27 protein-coding genes, 1 tRNA gene and 1 riboswitch are annotated in these 26,122 nt (G+C 56.9%); of the genes, 1 reads left to right on the top strand and 27 read right to left on the bottom strand.

Annotation, left to right across the window (positions count from 1 at the left end):
* Positions 1-98 precede the first annotated feature (98 nt).
* The 24 genes from E308F_RS06815 to E308F_RS06700 all read right to left on the bottom strand — a co-directional run bounded on the left by E308F_RS06815 (position 99) and on the right by E308F_RS06700 (position 23,308).
* Positions 99-1,313 carry a bifunctional 3,4-dihydroxy-2-butanone-4-phosphate synthase/GTP cyclohydrolase II gene (locus tag E308F_RS06815; protein WP_141264212.1) on the bottom strand — a complete coding sequence of 405 codons (1,215 nt, stop codon included), beginning with the start codon at positions 1,311-1,313 and terminating at the stop codon, positions 99-101.
* A gap of 25 nt (positions 1,314-1,338) precedes the next feature.
* Complete coding sequence (locus tag E308F_RS06810; RefSeq protein ID WP_141264211.1) at positions 1,339-1,989, bottom strand: riboflavin synthase; 651 nt, start codon at positions 1,987-1,989, stop codon at positions 1,339-1,341.
* On the bottom strand, positions 1,974-3,104 hold the full coding sequence (ribD, locus tag E308F_RS06805; protein ID WP_141264210.1) for a bifunctional diaminohydroxyphosphoribosylaminopyrimidine deaminase/5-amino-6-(5-phosphoribosylamino)uracil reductase RibD: 1,131 nt from the start codon (positions 3,102-3,104) through the stop codon (positions 1,974-1,976). The genes E308F_RS06810 and ribD overlap by 16 nt, the downstream gene beginning before the upstream one ends.
* A gap of 84 nt (positions 3,105-3,188) precedes the next feature.
* Positions 3,189-3,306: riboswitch (FMN riboswitch) on the bottom strand.
* A gap of 44 nt (positions 3,307-3,350) precedes the next feature.
* Positions 3,351-4,004 carry a ribulose-phosphate 3-epimerase gene (gene rpe / locus E308F_RS06800; RefSeq protein ID WP_141264209.1) on the bottom strand — a complete coding sequence of 218 codons (654 nt, stop codon included), beginning with the start codon at positions 4,002-4,004 and terminating at the stop codon, positions 3,351-3,353.
* Between the two features lie 3 nt (positions 4,005-4,007).
* On the bottom strand, positions 4,008-4,874 hold the full coding sequence (rsgA, locus tag E308F_RS06795) for a ribosome small subunit-dependent GTPase A (RefSeq protein WP_141264208.1): 867 nt from the start codon (positions 4,872-4,874) through the stop codon (positions 4,008-4,010).
* A 10-nt stretch (positions 4,875-4,884) separates the two neighbouring features.
* Positions 4,885-6,732 (bottom strand): Stk1 family PASTA domain-containing Ser/Thr kinase, encoded by a 1,848-nt coding sequence (gene pknB, locus E308F_RS06790; protein WP_172613369.1) that lies wholly within the window; start codon positions 6,730-6,732, stop codon positions 4,885-4,887.
* A gap of 4 nt (positions 6,733-6,736) precedes the next feature.
* Complete coding sequence (locus E308F_RS06785; protein WP_141264207.1) at positions 6,737-8,122, bottom strand: peptidoglycan D,D-transpeptidase FtsI family protein; 1,386 nt, start codon at positions 8,120-8,122, stop codon at positions 6,737-6,739.
* Positions 8,119-9,399: an FtsW/RodA/SpoVE family cell cycle protein gene (locus tag E308F_RS06780; RefSeq protein WP_172613870.1), complete on the bottom strand. Its 1,281-nt coding sequence runs from the start codon at positions 9,397-9,399 to the stop codon at positions 8,119-8,121. The genes E308F_RS06785 and E308F_RS06780 overlap by 4 nt, the downstream gene beginning before the upstream one ends.
* Entirely contained in the window at positions 9,368-10,078 is a 711-nt protein-coding gene (locus E308F_RS06775; protein WP_141264206.1) for a Stp1/IreP family PP2C-type Ser/Thr phosphatase, read from the bottom strand. Before E308F_RS06775 ends, E308F_RS06780 begins: the two co-directional genes overlap by 32 nt.
* The gene (locus E308F_RS06770) at positions 10,032-10,514 is read right to left on the bottom strand and encodes an FHA domain-containing protein (protein ID WP_172613371.1); all 483 of its coding nucleotides are present in this window, start codon (positions 10,512-10,514) and stop codon (positions 10,032-10,034) included. The genes E308F_RS06775 and E308F_RS06770 overlap by 47 nt, the downstream gene beginning before the upstream one ends.
* Positions 10,515-10,532: 18 nt before the next feature.
* On the bottom strand, positions 10,533-11,282 hold the full coding sequence (locus tag E308F_RS06765; protein ID WP_141264204.1) for an FhaA domain-containing protein: 750 nt from the start codon (positions 11,280-11,282) through the stop codon (positions 10,533-10,535).
* Positions 11,282-12,349 carry a 23S rRNA (adenine(2503)-C(2))-methyltransferase RlmN gene (gene rlmN / locus E308F_RS06760; protein WP_141264203.1) on the bottom strand — a complete coding sequence of 356 codons (1,068 nt, stop codon included), beginning with the start codon at positions 12,347-12,349 and terminating at the stop codon, positions 11,282-11,284. Before rlmN ends, E308F_RS06765 begins: the two co-directional genes overlap by 1 nt.
* Before the next feature lie 122 nt (positions 12,350-12,471).
* Complete coding sequence (locus E308F_RS06755; RefSeq protein WP_141264202.1) at positions 12,472-12,606, bottom strand: cyclic lactone autoinducer peptide; 135 nt, start codon at positions 12,604-12,606, stop codon at positions 12,472-12,474.
* Positions 12,607-12,632: 26 nt separating this feature from the next.
* On the bottom strand, positions 12,633-13,274 hold the full coding sequence (locus E308F_RS06750) for an accessory gene regulator ArgB-like protein (RefSeq protein WP_141264201.1): 642 nt from the start codon (positions 13,272-13,274) through the stop codon (positions 12,633-12,635).
* Between the two features lie 84 nt (positions 13,275-13,358).
* Positions 13,359-14,222 carry a sensor histidine kinase gene (locus E308F_RS06745; protein WP_172613869.1) on the bottom strand — a complete coding sequence of 288 codons (864 nt, stop codon included), beginning with the start codon at positions 14,220-14,222 and terminating at the stop codon, positions 13,359-13,361.
* On the bottom strand, positions 14,212-14,718 hold the full coding sequence (locus tag E308F_RS06740; RefSeq protein WP_141264200.1) for a hypothetical protein: 507 nt from the start codon (positions 14,716-14,718) through the stop codon (positions 14,212-14,214). Before E308F_RS06740 ends, E308F_RS06745 begins: the two co-directional genes overlap by 11 nt.
* A gap of 179 nt (positions 14,719-14,897) precedes the next feature.
* Positions 14,898-16,259 carry a 16S rRNA (cytosine(967)-C(5))-methyltransferase RsmB gene (gene rsmB / locus E308F_RS06735; protein ID WP_141264199.1) on the bottom strand — a complete coding sequence of 454 codons (1,362 nt, stop codon included), beginning with the start codon at positions 16,257-16,259 and terminating at the stop codon, positions 14,898-14,900.
* A gap of 15 nt (positions 16,260-16,274) precedes the next feature.
* Positions 16,275-17,081: a DUF116 domain-containing protein gene (locus E308F_RS06730; protein WP_141264198.1), complete on the bottom strand. Its 807-nt coding sequence runs from the start codon at positions 17,079-17,081 to the stop codon at positions 16,275-16,277.
* The gene (fmt, locus tag E308F_RS06725; RefSeq protein ID WP_141264197.1) at positions 17,072-18,007 is read right to left on the bottom strand and encodes a methionyl-tRNA formyltransferase; all 936 of its coding nucleotides are present in this window, start codon (positions 18,005-18,007) and stop codon (positions 17,072-17,074) included. Before fmt ends, E308F_RS06730 begins: the two co-directional genes overlap by 10 nt.
* 2 nt (positions 18,008-18,009) lie before the next feature.
* A complete protein-coding gene (def, locus tag E308F_RS06720; protein ID WP_141264196.1) occupies positions 18,010-18,477 on the bottom strand; it encodes a peptide deformylase in 468 nt (155 codons plus the stop codon).
* Between the two features lie 19 nt (positions 18,478-18,496).
* Positions 18,497-20,935, bottom strand: a complete 2,439-nt coding sequence (gene priA / locus E308F_RS06715) for a replication restart helicase PriA (protein ID WP_141264195.1) — start codon at positions 20,933-20,935, stop codon at positions 18,497-18,499.
* A 177-nt stretch (positions 20,936-21,112) separates the two neighbouring features.
* Positions 21,113-22,489 carry an FAD-binding oxidoreductase gene (locus tag E308F_RS06710; RefSeq protein ID WP_141264194.1) on the bottom strand — a complete coding sequence of 459 codons (1,377 nt, stop codon included), beginning with the start codon at positions 22,487-22,489 and terminating at the stop codon, positions 21,113-21,115.
* Between the two features lie 143 nt (positions 22,490-22,632).
* Positions 22,633-23,070, bottom strand: coding sequence for a type II toxin-antitoxin system VapC family toxin (locus E308F_RS06705; RefSeq protein ID WP_141264193.1), 438 nt, complete (start codon positions 23,068-23,070; stop codon positions 22,633-22,635).
* Entirely contained in the window at positions 23,060-23,308 is a 249-nt protein-coding gene (locus E308F_RS06700; protein ID WP_141264192.1) for an AbrB/MazE/SpoVT family DNA-binding domain-containing protein, read from the bottom strand. The genes E308F_RS06705 and E308F_RS06700 overlap by 11 nt, the downstream gene beginning before the upstream one ends.
* Positions 23,309-23,525: 217 nt before the next feature.
* On the opposite strand from E308F_RS06700, the gene E308F_RS06695 reads away from it, so the two are divergent.
* A complete protein-coding gene (locus tag E308F_RS06695; RefSeq protein WP_141264191.1) occupies positions 23,526-23,879 on the top strand; it encodes a hypothetical protein in 354 nt (117 codons plus the stop codon).
* A 277-nt stretch (positions 23,880-24,156) separates the two neighbouring features.
* On the opposite strand, the gene E308F_RS06690 is transcribed toward E308F_RS06695, so the two are convergent.
* The 3 genes from E308F_RS06690 to metK all read right to left on the bottom strand — a co-directional run bounded on the left by E308F_RS06690 (position 24,157) and on the right by metK (position 26,122).
* Positions 24,157-24,231: transfer RNA gene (locus E308F_RS06690), tRNA-Thr, on the bottom strand.
* 102 nt (positions 24,232-24,333) lie between these two features.
* A complete protein-coding gene (locus tag E308F_RS06685) occupies positions 24,334-24,894 on the bottom strand; it encodes a YdcF family protein (protein ID WP_141264190.1) in 561 nt (186 codons plus the stop codon).
* Between the two features lie 40 nt (positions 24,895-24,934).
* Entirely contained in the window at positions 24,935-26,122 is a 1,188-nt protein-coding gene (gene metK, locus E308F_RS06680) for a methionine adenosyltransferase (protein ID WP_141264189.1), read from the bottom strand.

Genomic DNA, 26,122 nt, shown 5'->3' with positions numbered 1-26,122 from the left:
CATGCAACGGTCCGAACCGAGCCGTTGTCCTGTCGGCGCGTAGCTCCTGAGCGGCGCAGTGACATACCCTACCCTTTGTAATAACACCTGGATTTTTCTCAACTTATCTGCAGCAGGTGGCCCATTTTTTCCTTCTTCGTTTTCAGGTAACGCCTGTTGACCCGGTTGGGGCACATTTCGATGGGAACCCTTTCGACAACTTTAAGGCCATATCCTTCCAGGCCGGCAATCTTTTTGGGATTATTAGTGAGGAGCCGGATCTGGCGGACGCCCAGGTCGGCCAGGATCTGGGCGCCGATGCCATAGTCCCGCAGGTCGGCCGGGAAACCCAGGGCTTCGTTGGCTTCCACCGTGTCCTTGCCTTCTTCCTGAAGCCTGTACGCCTTGATTTTATTGAGGAGGCCTATCCCCCGCCCCTCCTGGCGCATATAGAGGATAACACCGCGGCCTTCCGCTTCTATCATGGCCATGGCCTGCTGGAGCTGCTCGCCGCAGTCGCAGCGTAAGGAGCCAAAAACATCCCCTGTCAGGCATTCGGAGTGAACCCGGACCAGTACCGGCTGGCTACCGGCAATATCTCCCTTCACCAGGGCCAGGTGACCCTTGCCACTCATTACTTCTTCATAGGCGACGGCTTTAAAATGGCCGTAAGCGGTGGGCAAGTCGGCCTCGGCCACCCGGCGGACCAGTTTCTCCGTCCGGCGGCGGTATTTGATTAAATCGGCGACGGTAATAAGCTTTAAACCATGTTCCCGGCAGAATTCATAGAGCTGGGGCACCCGGGCCATGGTCCCATCTGGATTCATGATTTCGCAAATTACCCCGGCCGGGTAGAGGCCGGCCAGGCGGGCGAGATCCACAGCGGCTTCTGTATGCCCGGCCCGCCGCAACACCCCATCTTGTTTGGCCCGCAAGGGGAATATATGCCCCGGCCGGCGCAGGTCTTCAGGACGGGTGCGGGGGTCAATAAGCTTTTTAACAGTAATAGCCCTTTCAAAAGCGGAAATACCTGTGGTAACTTCAGCTGCGTCGACGGAGACTGTAAAAGCCGTCCCCATCGATTCCGTATTTTGCGTGACCATGGGAGTCAATTCCAGTTCATCCAGACGCTGTCCCTCCATGGGTACGCAAATGAGACCACGGGCATAGGTAGCCATGAAGTTGATGGCTTCCGGCGTAACCTTCTCGGCAGCGATAATCAAATCGCCTTCATTCTCCCGGTCCTCGTCATCCACCACCACCACCATACGCCCGGCCCGTATATCGTCAAGGGCTTCTTCAATGGTATTAAATTTAATTTTTTCTTCGCCCATGGCGAATCACCTTCTTCCCCTCATATTAAATAAAGCCATTGGCGGCGAGGAACTCCACGGTCAAACCCTTCCGACCAGTCTCCTCCTGGGGCCCAGTGAGGAGCCTTTCCAGGTAACGGGCCAGCAGGTCGACTTCAATATTTACCTTGTCTCCCGGCCCCTTGGTCCCCAGGATGGTATGCCGGGCCGTATGAGGAATGATGCCAACTGTTACCATGTTCCCATCTACGGTAATGACCGTCAGACTCGTACCATCCAGGGCCAGGGAGCCTTTAGGAGCAATATAGCGTTCCAGGCCGGGAGGTACCGCAACCGCCAGCTCCCAGGCGATGCCTGTCTGCCTTTTCGTTTTAATTTCCCCCACGCCGTCCACGTGCCCGCTGACCAGGTGGCCGCCCAGCCGCTCGCCCAGCTGCAGGGCCCGTTCCAGGTTGACTTGATCCCCCGCTTTTAAAGAACCGAGGGTAGTAACCCTTAAAGTTTCAGCCATAACCTCGGCTACCAGGGCGGCTGGCGTTAATTCAACTACCGTCAGGCAGGCACCATTAACGGCTATACTGTCACCCCGGCGGGTACCGGACAGGACCTTCCGGGCGGCAATGGTTAAACGGGCTCCCTGGCCAACAGTTTCTACCCTGCGGACAACCCCTATCTCTTCAACTAAACCGGTAAACACGCCTCTCCCCTTCTTTTGCCCAGATAACCGCTTAACATAATATCCTCACCACAGGTCGCCACCTCTACTTTTTCCAGTTGCCAGGCTTCTTGAGGGCTCGCTACCCCGGCCCCTCCTACCGGTCCCGGAGCAGCCATGCCACCAAAGATCTTGGGAGCAATAAAGGCTACCACTTTATCTACTACCCCGGCGGCCAGGGCGGTAGCATTTACCCCGGCCCCGCCCTCCACCAGGATACTCATAATCTGGCGTCGGGCCAGTTCAGCCAGCAGGGGCTGCCAAGCCACCCGGCCGTCTTCTGCCGGTAAGACTATGACCTCGATGCCCCTGGCAGCCAGCTGCTGCCGGGCTTCCACCGGCGCTGCCGCGGTGGTGGCCACCAGGGTGGGCGCCGGGGAAGCCAGGTTCAACACCCTGGCCGTTAAAGGTATCCTTAAATAGCTGTCCAGGATTATCCTTACGGCGTCCCGACCCTTGCCCCCCGGCAGGCGGGTGGTGAGCTCGGGGTCATCGGCCATGACGGTGCCGATTCCCACCAGGATGGCGTCGTGGGTATCACGGAGCTCGTGGGCCTTTTGCCTGGCTGCCGGGCCAGTAATCCAGCGGGAAGCACCAGTACGGGTGGCGATTTTACCGTCCAGGGTCAGGGCCATCTTGAGGGTCACCCAGGGCCGCCCGGTGGTAATATACTTGATAAAGGCTTCATTCAGCCGCCGGGCTTCATCTTCTAAGAGGCCTGTCTCCACTTCAATCCCGGCCCGGCGAAGGGCCTGGAAGCCGCCACCGGCCACTTTGGGGTTGGGATCGGCCATAGCTGCCACCACCCGCCGGATACCGGCAGCTATAATGGCTTCCGTGCAGGGCGGCGTGCGGCCATAATGGCAGCAGGGCTCCAGGGTAACATAGAGGGTAGAGCCTTTAGCTGCCTCACCCGCCGCCCGCAGGGCATGAATTTCGGCATGGGGAGTACCCGCCCTCTGGTGGTAACCTTCACCTACCACGCGGCCATCCCGGACAATCACGGCGCCCACGGCCGGGTTGGGGCTCGTGCGGCCCAGGCCCAGCCGGGCAAGTTCCAGAGCGCGGCGCATGTACTCGACATCCTCTGGAGGCATTTCCACTTGCTCCTATTAATTTCTTTTCAAGGCATTAAAAAACCCCGGGGTCGTACTCCGGGGTTAGAAAGGGCAAAGGATACACAACGCCTTCTCCCTTCCAGACTGTCACTGTCGGCCCCGGAATTGCACCGGGTCTGCCTTTAGGGCTCGCGGGCTATTACCGCCGGTAAGGAATTGCACCTAACCCCGAAGGACGTTACTGTAATTATAGACCTGTAACCTGCAGGCGTCAAGGAGCAGGTGCTAGTCTTCTGCCGCGCGCAAAGCGTTAATGGCTGCCGCCCGGTCCGGGCGGCCAAAGATGGCCGAACCGGCTACCAGGACGTTGGCTCCGGCCCGGCAGGCCTGTCGGGCTGTGACCGGGGTAATTCCACCGTCCACCGCCAGCAAAATGTCCAATTTACGCTGGCGCAACATGGCGGACAGGGAGGCTATTTTCGGCAGCATGGCCGGGATAAACTCCTGGCCGCCAAAGCCGGGATTTACCGTCATCAATAAAATCATATCCACTTCAGCCAGGATATGATCCAGGACTGACAATGGTGTGGCCGGGTTTAAGGCTACTGCCGGCCGGCAGCCGGCGGCGCGGATTTGCTGCAACACTCGGTGGAGATGGGTACAAGCTTCGGCGTGGACGCTAATATAGTCGGCGCCTGCCGCGGCAAAGGGGGCAATAAAGTCTTCCGGCCGGGAAAGCATCAGGTGCACATCAAAAACCAGCTGGCTTTTAGGTCGTAAGGCGGCCACCAGGTCCGGCCCGAAGGTGATATTGGGGACAAAATGGCCGTCCATAATATCCAGGTGTAGCCAGTCGGCTCCAGCGGCAGCGACGTCTTCTATTTCAGCCTGGAGGTTACTGAAGTCGGCAGCCAGCAGTGAGGGGGCAATAATGGTCAAAGATTAATAGCTCCTTTCCCTGGCAATAACCTCATCTAGAAAATTAAGGTAATGTTCATAGCGGTGCCCGGCAATTTCCCCGGCCTCTACGGCCGCGGCCACGGCACAACCGGGTTCGCCCCGGTGCAGGCAGGAATTAAAACGGCAGCGTCCTATTAAGGGTTCCATCTCCGGAAAATGGCCGGCTACCTCCAACCTGTCCAGGGGTGGTAAGTCCAGGCGGCTGAAACCCGGGGTGTCGGCTACCCAGCCCCCGCCCGGGAGACTGATTAATTCGGCATGGCGGGTGGTATGGCGGCCACGGCCCCCTTTAGCGCTCACTTCGCCCGTCCGCAAGTTTAGTTCCGGCTGGAGGGCATTGAGGAGGGAGGACTTGCCCACCCCGGAGGGGCCGGCAAAGGTACTGAGCCTCCCTGCCAGGATCTCCCTGAGCTTCTCTACGCCCTGGCCGGTGCGGGCACTGGCGATTAAAACCGGGTAGCCGATTTGCCGGTAAATAGCGGGTAAATAGAGGTACTTCTCCTGGCCGACATCGACTTTATTCCAGACGATAATGGCCCGAATATCCTTAACGCTGCTTAAAAAAAGCAGGCGGTCCAGCAGTTCCAGGTCCGGGGGCGGCGTGCTTAAGGAAAAAACGATAATAGCCTGCTCCACATTGGCCACGGCCGGGCGCTCCAGGAGGGTACGCCGGGGTTTTACAGCTTCAATCACCCCTTCCCCGGGACCCAGGGGCACCATTTCCACCCGGTCACCTGGCAGAAGGTCGGCCTCGCGCCGGAAACGGCCCCGCAGGCGACAGGTCCAGACCTGGCCTCCGGTTTCTACATAGTAAAACCCGCCGTAACGCCGTAAAAGGATGCCTTCCATACCATCCTCCTTACGGTAAATCCCGCTCGTAAATTAGATTGCCATCGCGGAAGACCTGGAGCTTACCCTTACCAAAGTACGTTATCACGGTCTGGATTTGCTGGCCTTGCTCCTGTTTCTTATTCAATACCTCGCTGGTCCCTTTGGCATCGGTAACAACGATGCGCACCTCGTGTTCTTTATCATCCGGAGCCGGAGGTACAGTGACGCCCACTTGTTTCTGGGCCGGCCCCGGCCCCTGGCTGACAACTAAATTGATGGCACTGCCCTGCAGGACACTGGACCCCGGTCGCGGGTCCTGGTCAATGACTATCCCCGGGAATTGCTCCTCGCTCCGCTTGTAAGTAAGAGTCCCCTGCTGCAGCTTCGCCGCCGCCAGCTGCTGCTGGGCCTCGGCCAGGGATTTGCCAACCAGACTGGGGGCAGGAATCAGCTGGGGCTCCGGGCCTTTGCTGACAATCAACCTGACCTCGGTACCCTCTGGCTGCTTGCTGTTACCGGGAGGATTTTGTTCCACTACTGAACCTGCGGGGATACTGGGATGATATACTTTCAGCGAATCGCCGGCAACCCGTAAGCCTTCATTTTCCAACCGCAGGCGTGCATCTCGCTCCGTAAGCCCAATAACTGGAGGAACCGTAACCATGCGAGTGCCCTGGCTGACGGTCAGGGTCACGACCCGGCCGCGGCGGACCCGTTCCCCGGCTGCGGGCTCCTGGGCCATAACCTGTCCCGCCGGTACCTCGGCATTATACTGCCTGCTGCCCACCTGGCCCCGCAAACCGGCTGCCGCCAGCCGGTCCAGGGCCTGGCCTTCAGTAAGGCCAGTTACAGGTGGTACCACTGTCTCGCCGACAAGCAGGTAATAACGAAATCCAGCCCACAGACCGGCGGCGGCCAGGCCTAAAAAGAGGAGAACCATTAAAACCCAGGCCCACACCCGCGGCCGCCGGCGCGGCCGGGTGGGACTGGCCGGAGGGTCGGGAGCCTCCACCGCCGGCAGGACCTGGGTGGCAAAGGTATCTTCCGCCAGGGCATTTCTTACCGCCAACAGGTCCGAACGTAAGGCGGTCGCCGACGGGTAGCGTCGTTCCGGCTCCTTTTCCAGGGTGCGCATGACAATACGCTCCAGGGCCGCCGGAACACTGGGGTTTATCTCCCGCAAGGGCCGGGGGGATTCCTGGATATGCTTGATGGCCACGGCTACCGGGGTGTCACCGTGGAAGGGAAGATCCCCGGTCAGCATTTCGTAGAGGACAATACCAAAGGAATAAATATCGGCCGCCGCGCCGGTAACCCCGCCTCTGGCCTGTTCCGGTGCCAGGTAATGAACAGAACCGACCATGGTACCGCTGTAAGACATGGTTGCTTCATTGACGGCCTGGGCGATACCAAAATCGGTTACCTTGACCCGGCCATTGCGGGTAATGAGGATGTTATGGGGTTTAATATCCCGGTGGATAACGCCATTTTCATGGGCATGTTCCAGGGCGTCACAAATTTGCAGGGCTATATCGATAGCCTCCAAGGGCGGCAGGGGCCCTCGTTCTTTAATAAGATCCTTTAAGGACCGGCCTTCAACATACTCCATAATCAGATAATGGATGCCGTCTTCCTGGCCAACGTCATAGATGCTGACCACATTGGGATGGGACAAGCTGGCTACAGCCTGGGCTTCCCTGTGGAAGCGGGTTAAAAAGTCCTTATCGCTGGCATACTGTTCCCGCAAAATTTTGATGGTCACATAACGGTGCAGCAGGCGGTCCTGTCCCCGGTAGACCCGGGCCATGCCCCCGCCTCCCAGTTCATCAATTATCTCATAACGACCTTCCAGGATTTTACCAATCATTTTATCCATTGAGTCACCGCCTCAAGGCTGCCGCCATAATTTCCCGGGCAATGGGGGCTGCTACCGCGCCACCCGCACCAGCATTTTCCACGACAACGGCTACAGCAATCCGCGGTTCTTCCGCCGGAGCAAAAGCCACCAGCCAGGCATGGGTTTCGCCCCCGGGATTCTGGGCGGAGCCTGTTTTGGCCGCCACCTGAGTCCCCGGTAAGCTTGCAGCCGTAGCTGTCCCACCGTTTACTGTAGCCACCATGGCATTTTTAATATCCGCCGCTACTCTGGCCCCGGTTACCACCTGGAGAGGCCGCGGCACAGCCTGCCAGAGGAGCCGGCCACCTGCTGCCGTTACCTTCTCGACCAGGTAAGGCTGCATTAAGATACCCTTATTGGCAATAGCGGCCGTGACCATGGCCATTTGCAGGGGCGTTGCCAGTACGGCCCCCTGGCCAATGGAACTCCCTGCCAGGGCGCTGGCATCCAGGCGGCCCGGCACCCGGGATTCCTCGACTGGCAGGTCGAACTTTAAAGGTTTATCAAAGCCATACAGGGCTGCCGTTTCTTTGAATTTATCCGCCCCGGCTTCCAGGGCCAGGGTGGCAAAGGTAACATTGCAGGAATACATCATGGCCTGCTGGAAATTCAGGTGGCCATGGGGCCGGGGGCAGGTAAGCTTCCAGCCCTGGACCTCCAGGTAACCCGGGCAGTAGAAATCACGCTGCAAAATACCGGGGTCGGCTTCCAGGGCCGCGGTGGCCGTTACCAGCTTCATAATCGAACCGGGGGGATAGAGACCCTGGATGGCCCGGTTCAGGAGGGGACTGCCGGCGCCGGGGCTATTAATCCGCTGCCATTCCTCCTCCAGCCGGTTGGGGTCAAAGGCCGGGCTGCTGGCCAGGGCCAGGACGGCACCGGTGCGCGGGTCCAGGGCGACAACCGCTCCCCGCCGGCCGGCCAGCAGGTTCGTTGCCAGGCTTTGTAAATCGGCATCCAGGGTGAGGTGCAGATCATTCCCCCGGGCCGCCTGGCCTATTAAACGCCGGCCTTTATTGACCAGCTGCTGCCAGCCGGTAAGACCGAGGAGATCGCCATCCCGGCTGGCTTCCAGGCCACTGCTGCCAAAGCGCCCGGAAACATACCCCACCACCTGGGCCGCCGCCTGGCCGTAGGGATACTGGCGCTGGAACTGGCCCGGGTTCCCCACCGTCCGGGCCAGGACCCTGCCGGCGCGATCATAAATCGTCCCGCGCTCGGTTTGCTGCTCAACCAGGTTCAAACGCGGGTTCAGGGGGTTTAAATAGAGCCTCTCCCCGGCTATGGCCTGGATGTAGGTCAGGTACACAATGAGAATGACGAAAAATACACCTGTCGCCAGGGCCAGGCGGCGCACCCCGGTTTTCATGGTTTTGCCTCCCGGCCGGCAGCGCTGACATTGAGGAGTAAAGCCAGCAACAGGTAGCTGATCACCAGGGAACTGCCGCCGTAACTGACAAACGGCAGGGTTACCCCCGTCAGGGGCAGGAGCTTGCTAACCCCGGCCATAATGATCAGGGCCTGGAAGGTACAGAGTACGGTCAACCCGCCAGCCAGCAGTACGCCCTGCTCCTCGGGGGCCCGGAGGGCGGCACGGAAACCTCGCAGGGCAAACAGCAGGTAGAGAAGGATAACCCCCAGGCTGCCCATTAATCCCATTTCCTCGCCCATGGTGGCAAAGATAAAGTCGGTGGCAACAGCCGGGATCACCTCGGAATAACCCAGGCCCAGGCCGGTACCAAAGATACCGCCGCTCCCCAGGGTGATCAGGGCCTGAACAACCTGGTAACCGGCCCCGCTATAATCTGCCCAGGGGTTGATCCAGACGGCAATGCGCGCCCGGAGATAGGGGAAGACCAGGTAAGCCAGTACCGCTCCCAGACTAAATAAGGCTCCCCCTGCCACACAAAAGCGTAATTTCCCGGTGGCCAGGTAGAGCATGGCCAGGAAAGTAATGAGGAGAATCAGGGCTGAACCCAGGTCACGCTGCAGGACCAGCAATAAAACGGCCAGGGCTACAGCCACCAGGAGGGGGCCCCAGGATAAACGCCCGGCTCCCTGGATCAGCAGCTCCCTCTTGTCGCTTAAATACCCGGCCAGGTACATAACCATGAGGACCTTGACAGCTTCTACCGGTTGCATACGGAATGAACCAAGGGTCAGCCAGCTCTTGGCCCCGCCGATGCGCGTCCCCAGCAGGACGGTAATAAGCAGGAAAAAAAGCCCCAGGGATAAAAAGAGGTAGGGATAATGTTCCAGGCGCTGGTAATCCCGGAAACCAACAGCAACGACTATAAGGACTAAAAGCCCCATTATGGTCCAGATAATCTGGCGGTAAGCGAGTCCGGGGTCCAGTCGGAACAAAAAGGTAAGACCCAGGGCCGTTAGGGTGGCCGCCAGGGGAAGGAGATACTGATCGCCACCATGGCGGGTAGCCCTTAAAATCAGGTGCGCCCCCCAGAACCCCCCCAGCAGCAGGGCCAGAGCATAGCCCGGATGCCAGCCGGGCTGGCGGGAGGCAAAAGTTACCATATAACCGTACCCGGCAGCCAGGATTAAAGACGGCCAGATTAGCAGGGCCATCTCCTGTCCCCGGTTTGTACTGGTACCGCCACTACTCATAAAGGGCCAACACCACCGTAACATTATCCGGCCCTCCCCGCTCCAGGGCCAGTCGCAACAATTGCCGGGTAGCTCCAGCCAGTTCCTGGTGGCGGTTCATGATGTCCGCCAGCTCCTGATCGGGAATGACCTCATAGAGGCCGTCGGTACATAATAGCAACCGGTCTCCCGGCTTCAGCTCAATTTCTCGGCTGTCAATATCAACCGTATTCCCCGTCCCCAGTGCCCTGGTAAGGATATTGCGCTGGGGATGCAGACGGGCCTCTTCCGCCGTCAGGCCGCCGCAGCGGACTAGTTCGCCGACATAAGAATGATCGTTAGTTAATACCTGTAACTGTCCGTCCCGAAAAAGGTAAGCACGGCTGTCGCCGATATGGACCAGGAAACCCCTTGATCCCACTATCCAGACGGCCGTCATGGTTGTGCCCATCCCCGCCCGTTCCCGGCTGGACAGGGAGCACCGGTAAACTATCTCGTTGGCAAATTCTGCCGCGGCCAGCAACCGGGGCAACGGTTCCCCCGCTGTCCCGTAAAAAAGCCTGTCCTGCAGGGCCCGTAGAGCCAGGTGGCTGGCAACTTCCCCGGCCTGGTGCCCGCCCATACCATCGGCTACGGCGAAAAGCCCCCGTTCAACGTCGCTAATAAAATAATCTTCATTACCGGGCCGCACCAGTCCGGTATGGGAAAGGGCCTCGGCTCGCATCTTCCCACCCCACTTTAAAGGTCACGCCGCCAATCCGTACTTCATCGCCAGGCCGTAAACTCTGCGGGCCGGTTAGTAGGTGGCCGTTGACGTAAGTCCCGTTGGTGCTATCCAGGTCAACTAACTGCCATTCTTCGCCGCGACGGGTAATTACAGCGTGACGGGCCGAAACGTGAAAGTCGTTAATTACAATATCATTATGTTGATCGCGGCCAATGGTAATATTTTCGCCGAGGAGATATCTTTCTCCTTTTTTTATGCCTGCGTTTTTTGTTTCCAGGACAGTTAAAACCGGCCGGCCAGCGGTGCCACGGGTACGCTTAATGTGATGACCCGGCGCCAGCTCCAGGTACATGAGCCTTAAGACATGCCACAGGAAAAGGTAGATTAAAATTACAAAAACAAATCTCAACCCGGCCAGCAAAATTTCCGCCAACGTAACCACCCGCTCCGGCTAGCTTATCTGTAATTCTAACACAGTCCGGCCCACCTGCATACGGTCGCCGGGGTTCAAAAAGGCCCGTTCCACCCTCTTCCCGTTAACCAGAGTGCCGTTGCGGCTGCCCAGGTCCACCAGCAGGACCCGGTCATGGCTTTCTTCCAGCTGGCAGTGGCGCCGGGAAACCTGCTCGTCGGTCAGGATAAAATCGCAGACTGGCTGGCGCCCCAGGACCTGCTTCCCGGGCCGCAGGAGAAACGTACGCCCCGCATCCGGCCCGGCAATAACGGTTAGCTTTAAGGAGGGCCGGCCTGGCCGGTCATCTTCCTCCGCATCGATGGCCTTGTAAATTAACGTATCGCTTTCAACATGGGCGTTCCCCTCTTCCTCCGGCCGCCCTTCTTCCATGCGGGCGTGGATACGCACCTCACCCGGGGCCAGTTCGTCTTCTACCTCCAGCTCTACCCGGGGTTCGCCGACCATGGTTAAATTTTGCTCGGCCGCTTTCTTCTCTAGGTAGCCGGCTAGTTCCCTAGCCAGGGCATGTTCAAAGGCCGACAGGCGTTCAAAATCCTTGGGATTTAAATGAACCAGGTAAATATTGGGGACGTAGACACGGCTGACGCTTACCGTGCGCTGGGCAACCATAGTTTTAGCCAGTTTTTTGGCAATCTCCACAGGTTGGAGGGGGACATCGACTCCGCGGCGGAATAGGCTATCAAAGAGTCGCTGCCAGAAACGCTCGTTTTTTTCCAGCCAATCCATTAAAACACCTCCCGGCCGGCGTTACTGCGAAGCTGGCCGCAAGCGGCGGCGATATCCTGTCCCCGGCTTTCCCTCACGGCAGCTGCCAGGCCGGCCTTTTGCAACCAGGAGGCAAAAAGCCACGCCTTCGCCCGGCTTACACCCTTGTAGGGGCTGCCGGGAACCGGGTTTAAGGGGATCAGGTTGACAAAGGCCAGCACCCCCTGGAGCAACTCGACCAGGCGCCCGGCGTCTTCCCGGCGGTCATTGACACCGGCAATGAGGGCATATTCAAAGGTAACCCGCCGCCCCGTTATCCGGCCATAGTGGCGGCAGGCCGGAATCAGCTCTTCCAGGGGATACCGTCTGTTAATGGGCATTAACCGCTCCCGCAGCTCATTGGTGGCGGCATGGAGGGAAACGGCCAGTTCAAGGGGCGGCTTCTCCCCGGCCAGCTGCCTGATCTGGGGCACCAGGCCACAGGTAGATATGGTTATCCGCCGGTGACTTATACCCCACCCTTGCGGGTGTTCAAAGATACGCACCGCCTTTAAGACGGCCCGGTAATTAAGCAGGGGCTCGCCCATGCCCATAAAGACGATGTTGCTCAAGCGAGCCTCAGGGTCCCGCAGCTGCACATCTTTCACCAGGGCCAGGGCCTGGAGGACAATTTCCCCCGGCGTGAGGTTGCGGCGGAAGCCGCCCTGCCCGGTGGCGCAAAAGGTGCAACCCATGGCGCAGCCCACCTGGCTGGACAGGCAGGCAGTCTGCCGCCGGCGGCCATCTTCATAAGACATAAGTACACATTCAATCAGCTCACCGTCCGCCAGGCGCAGCAATAACTTCCGGGTCAGGCCGCCGGCCGCCACCCTCCGGTTTATGACCTCTACCGGTGGCAGGACAGCCTGACCGGCCAGCCGGGCCCGGAAAGCCCCGGGCAATTCGGTCATTGCCTCCAGGCTGGTAGCCCGGCGGCGGTGGAGCCAGTGGAAAAGCTGCCGACCGCGGTAGGACGCTTCACCCAGTTCTGCCGCCAGTTGAGCCAGTTCCTCGGGCAGCAGGCCCCGCAGGTCAATCTTGGTAGTCATAACCATCCCCTGGCATTATTATGAATGAAGCTATACCATAATATACCACATTGTCCCCGGCCGGGGTCAAGATAAAGAAAAAAAGGGAGTGAACCTCCCTTAGCTATCTAATATCCCTTACGCTACTTCCTTAAACTGGCCGGGACTTCCGGCTGGTGCCACAACAAGACACTGGCCGGCCATACGCTGCTATTGGCCACCAGGACGGCCAGGGCCACGCCCAGGGATACTACCGTGGCCGCCAGTTTCTTCAACATGAAACTTCACCTCCTTTTCTCCAGTTTTATCCCAGGGGCAGGAGGCGTTTTAACACGCCGTCTGCCCGCCCCACGGCGGCAAAGCCAAAAGGTGTCAGGGCCAAGTCCTGGAAAACTAGAGCCAGCAGGCTGCTGGCCAGGAGGCTGCTGCGCCACCCCAGGTGATAACCCAGCATAACGGTTGCCAGCCATAGAACTAACCATAAATAACAGGCTTTCTTTAACCTGGACCTGCGCACCGGGTTGATAATGGGGGCCGCCGCCGATTCCGCCGGTGCCCGGCGCCAGGCAATTACCAGGCTGGCTGCAAATACCAGCAGCACAACCACCGGCAAACTTCCTCCCAGAGCACCTGCCAGCCAGCGGCCCAGGTGGGCCAGAATGATAAGGGTTAACAATGACAAAATCAGACAGCGGTAATAGGCGCTGCAGTGCACGCCGCCGGCCAGCAGACGGTAAGTGGCCATGGTTATGAGGGCTGCCATCATCTCCGGCAGCAGGCCCAAATACCAGGCAGTGGCCATAAAAACAAGCAGCTGCACGCTGGCTCCCAGGGCCACCTCCAGGCCAAAGGCTACTACTTCTACCTCCGGTTTATTTTGACCATCCGGTAACCTGGCCACCAGGTACGCGGCACTGCTTCGGGCTAAACGGTGAATGCTTAGCAAGGCTTGCCTGCTCCATAAATGTTTGCTAATTCTTCCATATTATTCTTTCTACAAATTTTCATAGATTCCTGCCACCATGGCAAATTATGTTGATAAAACGGGAAATCTCACCGTAAAGACCGTCCCCTGGTCGCTGCTGTATACCTTGATCTGGCCGTTATGGGCTGCCACCAGCTTTTGGACGATGTGTAGTCCCTGGCCGTGGTTCTCTTCATCGACCTTCTTCGTGGTAAAACCCCTTTCAAAAATTTTTTTCTGCAGCTCAAGGGGAATGGCCGGGCCGGTGTTGCCCACCTCAAAGCAGTAGTAGTTGTCGGCATTAAAGATCCGCAGCCAGATGCGCTTTTCCACACCGGGCAGGGCGGCCAGGGCGGCTTCGATGGCGTTGTCCAGGAGGTTGCCAAAGATACTGGTGGCATCCGTCTGGGGCAGCAGAAACCCCTTTAAATCGCTGTTTATTTCATATTGAAAGCTTATCCCCCGGGCTTCCGCTGCGGCAGCCTTGGTCTGGAAAAGGGCCGCCAGTACCGGCTGGTTGACTTCGATGATGCGGGTGGGCTGGCGCACCTCGTTGCAAACAGAGGTTATGTATTCCAGGGCAGCGTCAGCCATCTCCATCTGCAGCAGGCCGTAGACCGTCTGCAGGTGGCTGATGAAATCATGGCGCTGGGCGCGTAAATTTTTCAGGCTCTCCTTTAAATTTTCGATGTACAGTTCCTGCTGCAATAGCTGCATATCCCGGCGGGCGGCAGAAAATAAAATATAAATTATACCAACATAGGTTAATAAGAATAAAAATGAAATCATAAAATAAGACGTCGGGTTCTTTTCCGGATAAAAAATAGGAAAAGTTTCACGGGCATAATGGCTTAAATTGAGGATAATAATCAACAAAGCTTGCAGCAGGACCAGGGTTATAATAATCCAGGTGAAATTTCTACTTTTCATCCTCGTTATCCTTCCGGGCATTATTTGATATGAGTTTTCCGGTACTAATTAAGGACAAACGCCGGCGCCGGCAGAAATAAGCAAACAGGCCCAGAATTATTTCATCAGGGAGGGGGAAAAGGATTCTTAATAAAGGATCTTGAAGAGCCGCTTCAAAACTCAAGCCGGTTAATAAGGAAATAAGAGGGAAAGATATGCTTTCAATAATACCTAAACTCACAATACCTAGGAAAGCAGCTAAAAGCCCTTTAAATAAATTAACCCGTAATAACAGCCACATTGCCAGGGCCAATACAACAATCGAAGCTAAAGTATGAATTCCAAAAGGCAGGGATAAATGGCGGAAATAAAAGGAAAACACCGCTCCGCTTATCCCAACCGCAACAATCCCTTTCATCCCCGGATACTCGCCAATTAGCGCCAGACCTAAAGTAACTAAAATTATTTCCTCCGGTATGGACTGAAAGAACAGTGCCGTCCAGGGCATAACATCCATATATTTCCCCCCTTATACGAACAAGGAGATCCCTTTCAAAAAATGGGTACCCTTCTCAACACCCGGCTAGCGATTGCCGCTGCAGGTTTTCTTTAATAGTTTTTACAACGTTTTTTAACGCTTAGCGCAAATTATCCACCTAACTTTATTCTGCATAAAGGGGTAAAATCCTTTAGGGTTTACCTTTTTAAGCGCGCTATGAAAAAGCCGTCGGTACCGTGGCGCTGGGGTAGAAACTGCACCCAGCCCTGACGGGCCGCGGCTTCCAGGTCAGATGGTACGACCGGCAGCCACGGTTTAAGGGTAACAAGGGAAAATTCTCGCGCCTGGTCGAGGAATTGCCGGATAACTTCCTGGTTTTCTTCCGGGGCCAGGGAGCAGGTGCTGTAGACTAAAACCCCGTCCGGCTTTAAAGCCCGTCTGGCTCCCTGGAGAATTTCCAGCTGCAGCCGGGCCAGTTCCTTAATCCCGGCCAGTTCCTTGCGCCAGCGGGCATCGGGCCGGCGGCGTAACACCCCCAGCCCTGAACAGGGCGCATCAATGAGCAGATAATCGGCTATCCCCGGATAACGTTTCCCAAGTTCACGGGCATCCGCCAGGGCCGTTTGTACGCAAGTTACGCCAAGGCGCCGGCAGTTTTCTTTAATTAACTCCAGGCGAGAAGGATGGACATCGCAGGCCAGAATCGTGCCCCTGTTGGCCATAAGCTGGGCCAGGTGCGTCGTCTTGCCGCCCGGGGCGGCACTGGCATCAATAACAAAAGACCCTGGTTCGGGTTTTAAAGCATGACCAACCAGCTGGGAACCTTCATCCTGGACATAGAACAACCCTTCCCGGAAGGAAGGGCTGGCCTCTACCGCCCCCAGGCCTTCAACTATAAGGCCCTCCGGGGCATAGGGGGCCGGCCTGACAGAAGCTCCCTCGTCCTGGAGGCGCGCTGTCAGGCCGGCCACTGTCGTCTTCAGGGTATTGACGCGGATCGCCATGGGCGCCGGTCCATTATTCACCCGGCAGAGGGCTTCCGTCTCTTCATAGCCAAACTGCGCCAGCCATTTCTCTACCAGCCAGCGGGGATGATAATAACGCAAGGAAAGGTAGCCGGCAGGATCACTCCCCGGTTCCGGGTAAGGTAAATTCTCCTTGCGGCGTTCCAGGTTGCGCAGGATGCCGTTTACCAGGCCCACCGTGCCCCGGTGACCATATTTTTTGGCCAGTTCCACCGTTTCATAGATGGCCGCCCGCGCGGGTATCCGCGGTAAATACATGAGCTGCGCCCCTCCCAGACGTAAAAGGCAGCGAATCCATGGCGGAAGTTTGGCCAGGGGGTATTTTAAAAAGAGACTCAGGGCCCAGTCCAGGGTTTGCCAGGCCTTGACGGCACTGTAGGCCAGCTCCGTGGCCAGGGTGCGGTCACGGCCCTCAAGGTTGGAGGCCTGCAAGACTTCATTCAGGGCCAGGCTGGTAAAGGCCCCTTCTTCCGTCACCCGGTAAATGACCTGCAGGGCCGCCTCCCGGGCCGAAGCAGCCGGCCTGAGTTTCACTTTCTGTTACCTCCTCTACACACTGCTACCAACTCCCCAGCCTTCACTGCGTACCTGGGGCTGGCTGATTGTTTTGCCGTACAGGAAAAACTGGATGGCTTGCTCTACCTGGTTTAAATTAACCTGGGTATTGAGGCAGGGGCCGTGGGGCCTTGAGTTTAAAACCCCCAGGACAGGCATAGGTTGGGTATCCTGGATGCCACTGGTTAAATCACGCTCGCAGGCAATGGCCACTACCGCCCGCGGCCGGTACTGTTTAACAAAGTGCCGGGCCAGAGTACCTCCGGTAGCCACGGCGAGGCGGACACCGTATCTTTCGGCCAGGGCATGAAGGGAATCAATGGGGCAGCGGCCACAGCGGCGACAGTTATAGACGTCAACTGTGATTTTATGGGGACAACCGCTCCACTGCAGGCAGTGGGGAGCCAGGAGGAGGATCTTCCCGGGTTCGATCAGGAGACCCTGCAGGCGTACTAGCTGGTTGTTCATCTCAATAAACGAGGCTTTAATGGTTTCTGCCTTAACCCCCAGGCGCCTGCCCAGGGCCAGGGCCACGGGAAAAAGGGTATTGACGGCTATTAAGCCCAGGCGCTGGAGGAAGGGCCGGCTGCGTTCCTGCCAGAGGATCAATACCAGCCCGCCGATTCCCAGGGCAATGATGAGGAAGAGGACTGCCAGGGTAAAAAAACCCAGCACTAGAAGGAGACGATTGAGAAAACTGGTATGGTTAACCAGGAGATACCAGCTACCTGCCAGCACGGCAGTTATAAATAAAAGGCTCAGGGCCAGGAGACCGATAAAAAGGCGTTTTTTTATACGCATCCCAGCACCTCCCCCGTGGCCAGGGGATAACCCCGCAGGTAGGCATCCGCCGGCATAATCCTTTTGCCCTGGGGCTGGACGGCGGTAATGAGAAGCCTGCCTCTACCCGCTTGAACGACAAAACCTTCACCCGTTACCGCCACCACCCGGCCCGGTACTCCGGTAGTTGCTGCATCTAAAATCCTGGCACCATATACCTTCAGGCGTTCGCCGGCCCGCAGGGTGTAGGCCCCCGGCCAGGGGTTCAAGCCGCGAATAAGGTTATAGATATTATCTGCCGGCTGCGCCCAGTTAATCATCTCTTCTTCCGGTTTAAGGGGGGGCGCGTAGGTGGCCAGGGCTTCATCCTGGGGCTGCCGGGGAGCCCGGCCGGCGGCCACCAGGTCCAGAGTATGTTCCAGGAGCTCTGCACCCATGACGGCCAGCCGGTCGTGGATTTCCCCGGTGGTAGCATCCGGCCCAATGGGTAGCTTCTCCTGGAGGATAATGTCACCGGCGTCTAATTGGGGTGCCATCCACATGGTGGTGACGCCGGTTTCTGTTTCACCGTTCATTACCGCCCGGTGGATGGGGGCTGCCCCCCGGTAGCGAGGTAAGAGGGAAGCGTGCAGGTTGATACAACCCTTCAATGGCAGGTCCAAAATCTCCCGCGGTAGGATACGACCAAAGGCAACGACCACAATGACTTCGGGCTGCCACTGCTTGAGCCTGGTTAAGAATTCCCCTTCTTTCATATTTACTGGCTGGCTTACCAGTAGTCCCGCTGCTGCCGCTGCCTCTTTAACCGGGGGGGGCTGGAGTTTTTTCCCCCGGCCCCGGGGACGGTCTGGCTGGGTAACCACCCCGGTGATTTCATGACCGGAATTAAGCAGGGCTTTCAGGGATGGTACGGCAAATTCGGGCGTACCCATAAATACAAGGCGCATGTTTACCGCTCCTCAGGATTATTTTCCAGCCAACGCACGACTTTATCGATAAAGAGCACCCCGTCCAGGTGGTCAATCTCGTGCTGCAGGGCACGCGCCAGGAGACCTTCCGCTTTGATTTCCCTCTCCCGGCCATGACGGTCGAGACCCCGCACGGTTACGGCGGCCGCCCGTGGTACTTCCCCCTGGGCCCCGGGGACGCTCAGACACCCTTCCGGGCCTACATCCTTTCCCCTGGCCGCTATTATTTCCGGATTAATCAGCTCGATCAACCCTTCCCCTACGTCAACGACAATAACCCGCTTTAAGACGCCAATCTGGGGGGCCGCCAGGCCCACCCCGGGAGCATCATACATGGTATCGGCCAGGTTATCCAAAAGTTTCCAGATATTAGGGGTAATTTTTTTTACCGCCTGCGACTTTTCCCGCAAGATGGGGTCAGGGTGGACTAAAATCTGGTGAATTGCCAACCTCTTTGCCTCCTGCCTTTTACCAAGGATTAATGGGTCCTACATCTACTATCATACGGACATTATGGCGGTTGCGGTATGCCGCCAGGCTTGCAGCCAGGTGGCCTTTATACCGCGACCAGCCGGGCACCTTGAGCATCAGCTGCCAGCGGTAATGATCCTTAACCCGGGACGGGTACCCCGGAGCCGGACCCAGAACCTGGATCTTGCCGCCTTTACTGTTAATTAATCCGGCCACCTCATGGGCGGTTTCTATAACCCTGGCTTCGTCCGGACCGGTAAAACCCAGACGCACCAATTTTATAAAGGGAGGATAGCTTAAGCTGCGGCGCATAGCTATCTCCTGTTCGTAAAACTTGTGATAATCCTGGGTCGCGGCCAGGGTAATGGCCGGGTCGTGGGGGTTATAAGTTTGAATAATGACTTCCCCTATGCCGGTCCGGCGGCCAGCCCGGCCGGCTACCTGGGTTAACAGCTGAAAGGTACGTTCCCGGGCGCGAAAGTCCGGCTGGTACAGGGATAAATCGGCGTTAACCACACCCACCAGGGTAACACCAGGAAAATCCATACCTTTGGTAATGGTCTGCGTACCGATAAGAATATCGGCCTGTCCGTCAGCAAAGGTGCGGTAGATCTTTTCCCACTGGCCCTTCCTGGCTGTAGTATCTCCATCGGCCCTTAAGATTCTGGCCCCGGGCCATAAAGCTCGCGCTTCTTCTTCCACCCGCTGGGTGCCGGAACCTAAACGTACCAGGGTACTACCGCATACCGGGCAACTGGCTAATGCCTTTTCCACATAGCCGCAATAATGGCAGCGCAGGGTACCGTCCCGGTGATAGGTCAGGGCCACGGCACAGTGCCTGCATAAAGGAACATGGCCGCATTGGCGGCAAAGGATATGGTGGGCATAGCCCCGGCGGTTTAAAAAGAGAATGGCCTGCTGTCCCGCTGCCAGGGCGGTAGTTATCCCCTCTTCCAGCCGCCGGCTTAAAATACCCTGATGGCCGGCCCGGAATTCAGCCCGCAAATCAACTATTTCCACCCGGGGCAGGCTTACATTCCCCGCCCGCCGGGGCAGCTGTAACAACTGTATTTTCCCCTGCCGGGCCAGGTAAAATATCTCAGTACTGGGGGTGGCACTCCCCAGAACCACCACCGCTCCTTCCAACTGCCCCCGCTTGATGGCGACCTCGCGCGCGTCATAGCGGGGCGCGGTATCCTGCTTGTAACTGCCGGCGTGTTCTTCATCAACGATGATGAGCCCCAGCCGCGGCAGGGGGGTAAAAAGGGCCGACCGGCTACCGGTGATAATCTGGATTTCCCCCCGGCGGGCCTGCTCCCAAACGGTCGCCCTTTCACCGGCAGCCAGTTCCCCGTGAACAACGGCCACCTTCTCCCCCAGCCTTTGCCTTATCCGGGTCACCATCTGGGGGATCAGGGAATGTTCCGGAACCAGGAACAAGACCTGGTAACCCTTTGCCAGGGCCTCTGCGGCACAGCGCAAGTAAACCTCGGTTTTGCCGCTACCGGTAACACCGTGGAGTAAAAAGGTTCCCCCCCGTCCCAGGGCGGCATTGATAATCCCTGCGGCTTCTTCCTGAGCCGCATTAAGTTTGATTTGAGGACATGTCTCCTTCTTATCCCCGGGTGGTGACGGGGTAATTTCAATTAAACCTTGTTCTTCCAGGCGCTTGAGGGCCGCATATCCTCCCCCGGCAGCAAGGCTGGCAACCGGCTGGGGGCCGCCGTCCAGGAGGGCCTTCAGGATGGCCGCCTGGCGCGGTGCTTTTTTTATCAGAGCTTCTATTCCCGCTGCCGCTCTTTCCCCGGCTGCTACCCACCGGGTCCGCCTCTCGCGGGGTGCCCCGCGCCAGGACCACTCTTCCCGGATCAGGCCGTGGGATTTTAAAGCGGTTAAAACTCCGCTAAGCTCCTGCCGGCGGCCAAACTGCTGTAACTGGCCTTCCCCGGCTTCCCGGCGGCTGGCCAGGTAGGCGGCCACGGCTCCGGCCGGCGCAGGCAGGCAGTTAGCCAGGTTTAACGCCTCTTCCGTTTCGCCTCCCGGAGCTGGTAGCCAGCACCACCGGCGCTCTAAGCGCCGGCCTGTCGTCGGCGGCAGGAGGGCATTGATAGCCGCAGCCAGGGAACAGAAATAACGCTCGGCCAGGTAGCGGCCAAGTTCTATCATCCCCGGCGGCAGAAAATCCCTTTCCAGGACTGCCTTGATGGCTTTTAACCTGGTCCGGTTCGCTTTATCAGGCAGGGCGACTACCACTCCTGTGGCCAGCTGCTTGCCCACCGTGACCAGGACCAGGGAGCCTTCTTTTACCTGGGAAGACAGCTCCGGCGACACCTGGTAGGTTAGTGTTCCATTGTTATTTTCCATCCTCGCCCAGCATGGAAGCCGGGTGTAAACAGGGGCCGAGCTGACGGCTACTTCTACCAGCAAATTCGCCAACTCGACCCCCTCCTGGTTAACTGATCCACCGCAGACATTATAGCAGATTTGTTCCCCTTGGTGAATGCATGATTTAGAGCCGGTCGTTCCCCCATTCAAACCTCCCTGGAGCAGCTGGGGTTAAACATGATTTAAGATTTGCAGTATCCCATAAGGAGCCGCACCAGAGTTGGCCTTTCACCCGGAGAAAATTTTGTGGGGGTTCAGGATGTTTTTCGGATCCAGCGACCTCTTAATATCCCGCATGACCTGGTAGCCGGCCTCTCCCAGTTCTGTCATAAGAAAAGGTGCCTTGAGAAGGCCGATGCCGTGTTCTCCCGAAAGGGTTCCCCCCAGTTCTAAAGCGGCCTGGAAGATTTCCGCAATAGCTTTTTCCACCCGCAGCATTTCTCCGGCATCCCTGCTGTCGCAGGCTATGTTGGGGTGGAGGTTGCCGTCACCGGCATGGCCAAAAATTACCAGGTCAATCTGGTATTTTTCCCGAATTTGTCCCAGCCTCCGGATCATGGCCGGCACCTGGCTGCGGGGGACAGTAGCATCCTCAGAAATTTTGGTGGGTTTAATCCGGGTTATGGCCGGGGAAACTGCCCGTCGTGCCCGCCATAATTCTCCTGCTTCCCTGGCATCAGCGGCCAATCTGATTTGAGTAGCTCCTATTTCTTCCAGAACCGCTACCACCTTTTCAGCGTCCCTTTGAGCCTGCTCCCTGTCTCCATCAGTCTCGATAAGGAGCACGGCTGCTGCTTCCCGGGGTAAACCGCACGGGCTGAACTGTTCTACAATGGCGATGGATATACTGTCCATAATCTCCAGGGTCCTCGGTATGATGCCGGCGCTAAGGATAGCGTTTACTGCTTCACCTGTCTGCACCAGGTCTTTAAAGGCTGCCAGGATGGTTTTGACGGCCGGGGGCTTGGGTATAAGACGCAGGGTAATTTTGGTGATGACCCCCAGGGTCCCTTCAGAGCCGGTAAACAGCCGGCAAAGGTCATAGCCGGTGACGTTTTTAACGGTCCGGCCTCCCGGACGGATTACCCGGCCGCCGGCCAGCACCACTTCCAGGCCCAGGATGTAGTCTCTGGTGACGCCATACTTGAGGGCGCGGGGCCCCCCCGCGCACTCGGCAACGTTGCCACCCAGGGTGCAAACTTCCGCGCTGCCGGGGTCCGGGGGATAGAAAAGCCCCTTTTCTTCTACCGCCCGGTGCAGTTGAGCGGTAATTACCCCCGGATCTGCTACGGCCAGCATGTCCTCGGGGTTAATCTCATAAATGTTGTTCATAGCCGTCATTACCAGGGCTATGCCCCCGCCCCGGGGCACCGACCCGCCGCTCAAGCCCGTGCCGGCGCCGCGGGGGTGGACCGGGATCCCCTCCCGGTAAGCAAATTCCAAGACCCGGGCCACCTGTTCGGTACTAACCGGTTTAACCATGACATCCGGCCTGCAGGCCACAAAGGTACCATCGTAAGAATAACAAAGGAGGTCTTCCGGTGACGCCTGCACCCGCTCCTTCCCGACAATCCTTGCCAGCTCTCGCAGTAGGGAAGCCTGCAAATCTATCGCCTCTTCAACCGCTTGCCTTTCTGTTCAAGGTTAGTTCGGCACCGGGCCATATTTTTCCTGCTCCCACGTCTTGACCTGGGCATTACGAGTTCAGTATAACTTTATAAGCTAAAACCCTAACAAGGGGTAAGGGATTACTCTGGATTACCCTGTCCCAGCCAAGTTAAAGGAAAACCCATTTTAACACTGGCATTCTTAATTTCCGGATCACCCGTCACTATAGAAGCATTATTTTTTAACGCCGCAGCAATGGCATAGGCGTCGGCATAAGACAGTGCATACGAAGCCTTTACTCTGGCGGCCACCAGCGTTAAATCTTCGTCACCTGCCAAAAACTCTACCGGCCAGTCTTTAACCGTTTCCAGTACCCTTTCAGCTTCTATTTCCCCATATTTCCGGTGTACCCGGTAATATACTTCACCTAAATTTATCCACGTCATGAATAGCCGCACAGTGTGATCCCCGGCTTTTTTTAGCAGCAGAGCTACTTCCTCAGCACCGATTTCGTCTTCCAGGTAACAAATGACGGCATAAGCGTCAAGGACAAAATTTTTATGGGAACTACCGTTCATGGTCTTCCTCTAATTTACGTTCTTCCCGCTTATAGGCAGCATGGGTTTTTGTCAATGATTGTTTTGCTTTCAACATGCCTCGCGCACCTCTAACCGGGTCGGCCGGGGCAGGGGTAATAATGATTTGACCTTCCTTCTCTGTGATTATGGCCCGTCCCGGCGCCTGCAGGCCATATTTTTGGCGTAAATGAGCAGGGATAACCACTTGCCCCTTAGCGGAAATCTTCACCGTCGGCATTAACCCTCACCTTTCTTTTGCTTTACCTCTAACCTTATTGTAAAACTTAATGATGGAAAATACAACCTTAGATCTATCGGCAGAATTTGCATAATTTTTCCTTTCGGACGATCTAAGCTTCTGGCAAACCTAGCCTAATTTATTTGGCTTAATATGGAACCTTTTTCGTATGAAGCCATAATATATTTATCAAAGAATAAAAGGAGGAGCGATCCCCATGTCTCAAGAAGCTGAGTTGAACACAATTTTTGACAAGATTAAAGAGGGTTCATCCGAAAAGGACCCCGCATTGGAAGGGCTGGAGGCCGCCCTCAACGAAATGCAACTCAACGGAGACAAAAAAATTGGCATTGAATTCGAGTGTGGAGATTGTTGCAAAAAAGTTATAAACGGATCCAAATTATTTTTTGTCTTTAATTTTGCAGTTCTGCTTCCAGCGCCGGGCGATTGCCTCTTCATGAAGGTTTTCAGCGGTGGTCAACTCGTTGATAAACAGATCATGAGGAAAATCATAATTCCTGTAGGCCGTATTTGTGCTATTGAAATTGAACCGGTGCAAGTGGACCCCTAACTTGAATATCATGACCATGGGTATCACTTAGCATTGCAAACACATCAAAGGCTGTTGACAAATAGTGGGTCAACAGCCTTTTTCATGGCAAAAAAACTGCTACTGGGATCACTTAAGATGTAGCTTACCCCGGCAGATGTTTTGTTACCCAAACTATACAAGGCATATGGTGGGATCCTGGCCGACTGTTGTCGGCCGCAAGATCGGGGTAATGAAAAAGAAAGGCAACGATTAGGAAAACGGCCTCCGGGTCAAACCTCGGAGGCCTTGATATTCCTGGAGCTGATGGAGGGATTCGAACCCTCGACCTGCGCATTACGAGTGCGCTGCTCTACCACTGAGCCACATCAGCATTTATCACAGGTGATATTATAACACCGCCAAGCCGGGAAATCAATACTGCATCCTTTTCACGCACCCTGTCCGGCCTGATACCAGCACAGGCGGTTCTGCCTCAGACAATCAATCTTACCAGATTTGCTAGTACCTCCCGCAACACAAGCGGTGGTCGAAACATGGTCGTCCTGTGAACCCCGGCACCTGAAGCCTCTATGCCCAGCCGCCGGGCTTCGGTGATTGCTCGCAGCAAGTGGTAATCGTGGGTGACAATAATAGCTTTCTGCCACCCGTACCTGAGCATGATTTTTCTGGCCTCGTCGAGGTTCTCTCTGGTATTACGTGATTTAACTTCTTCATGAACTACTTCAGGGGGTACGCCGCGGGCGATTAAGGTTAAGCGGGCGGCGGTACCCTCGGGTGTTGGATTAAAGGTACCGGTACCGCCCGTCGTTATTATCGCCGGCGCATATCCCCTGCGAAAGAGATCTTCGGCCAGGGAAATCCGTTCCAGCAAAGCCGGGCTGGGACCATTCTGCCAAACGGCGGCACCCAGCACGATGATCACATCGGCACTTTCGGCCTCTAAGTTTCGCCCATACCACTCAATGTAACCGTACATCAACCCTGTAGTTATAATAACTACCAAAACTGCAGTAATGATTATCCTTTTAAGCATTGACGGACCTGCTCCCGGTGAACAAGGCCGGGGACCGTGGCTATAGCCCGGCAGCCTCCCGCAGGGCTTCTACCTTGTCCAGGCGTTCCCAGGGTAGGTCCAGATCAGACCGGCCGAAATGGCCGTAGACAGATACTGGCTTGTAGATAGGCCGGCGTAAATCCAGGTCGCGGATAATGGCCCCCGGCCGCAGGTCAAAGTGAGACCGGATCAATTCCACCAGCCGCTCGTCGCTGATTCTGCCGGTCCCGTAGGTTTCCACGCTGATGGATACCGGCCGGGCCACACCGATGGCATAAGCCACCTGCACCTCGCAGCGTTCGGCCAGTCCGGCTGCCACCACGTTTTTGGCCACATAGCGGGCGGCATAGGCAGCCGAGCGGTCCACCTTGGTGGGATCCTTGCCGGAAAGGGCACCCCCGCCATGGCGGGCCATGCCACCATAGGTATCGACAATAATCTTGCGGCCGGTGAGGCCCGTATCGCCCTGGGGACCGCCGATGACAAAACGTCCCGTGGGATTAATAAAGTATCTCGTCCGGTTATCCAGCATCTCCGCCGGAATAACCGGTTTGATGACGGTTTCCAGGATGTCGTCCCTTAAGGCCGCCATATCGATATCGGGTCGGTGCTGGGTAGAAATAACAACCGTATCCACCCTTACCGGCCGGCCGTCTTCATACTCCACCGTCACCTGGGCCTTGCCGTCCGGCCGTAAATAGGGCAAGATCCTTTCTTTGCGCACCTCAGCCAGCCGGCGTGTTAGTTTATGGGCCAGGGCAATGGGCATGGGCATATACTCCGGTGTCTCCAGGGTAGCATAGCCAAACATCATCCCCTGGTCACCTGCACCCAGAGTCTCCAGCTCATCCCTGGCCACCCCCTCCTTTTTCTCCCAGGCTTCATTGACGCCCATGGCAATATCCGGCGACTGCTCATCAATGGAGGTGATCACGGCACAGGTATCGCAGTCAAAGCCAAATTTCGCTCTGGTGTAGCCAATCTCGCGGATGGTTTCCCGGGCCACCCTCGGTATATCCACATAGCAATCGGTTGTTATCTGCCCGGCCACCAGAACCAGGCCAGTACTGACCAGACACTCACAGGCCACCCTGGCCAGGGGATCCTTTTCATAAATGGCATCCAGGACGGCGTCGGCAATACGGTCGGCTATTTTATCAGGATGCCCTTCTGTTACCGATTCGGAAGTAAATAACTTGCGTGCCAT

Source organism: Moorella sp. E308F (assembly GCF_006538365.1).
Classification (GTDB): domain Bacteria; phylum Bacillota; class DSM-521; order Neomoorellales; family Neomoorellaceae; genus Neomoorella.
The sequence above is the reverse complement of the archived record's forward strand: the minus strand, read 5'-3'. Positions and strand labels throughout refer to the sequence as shown.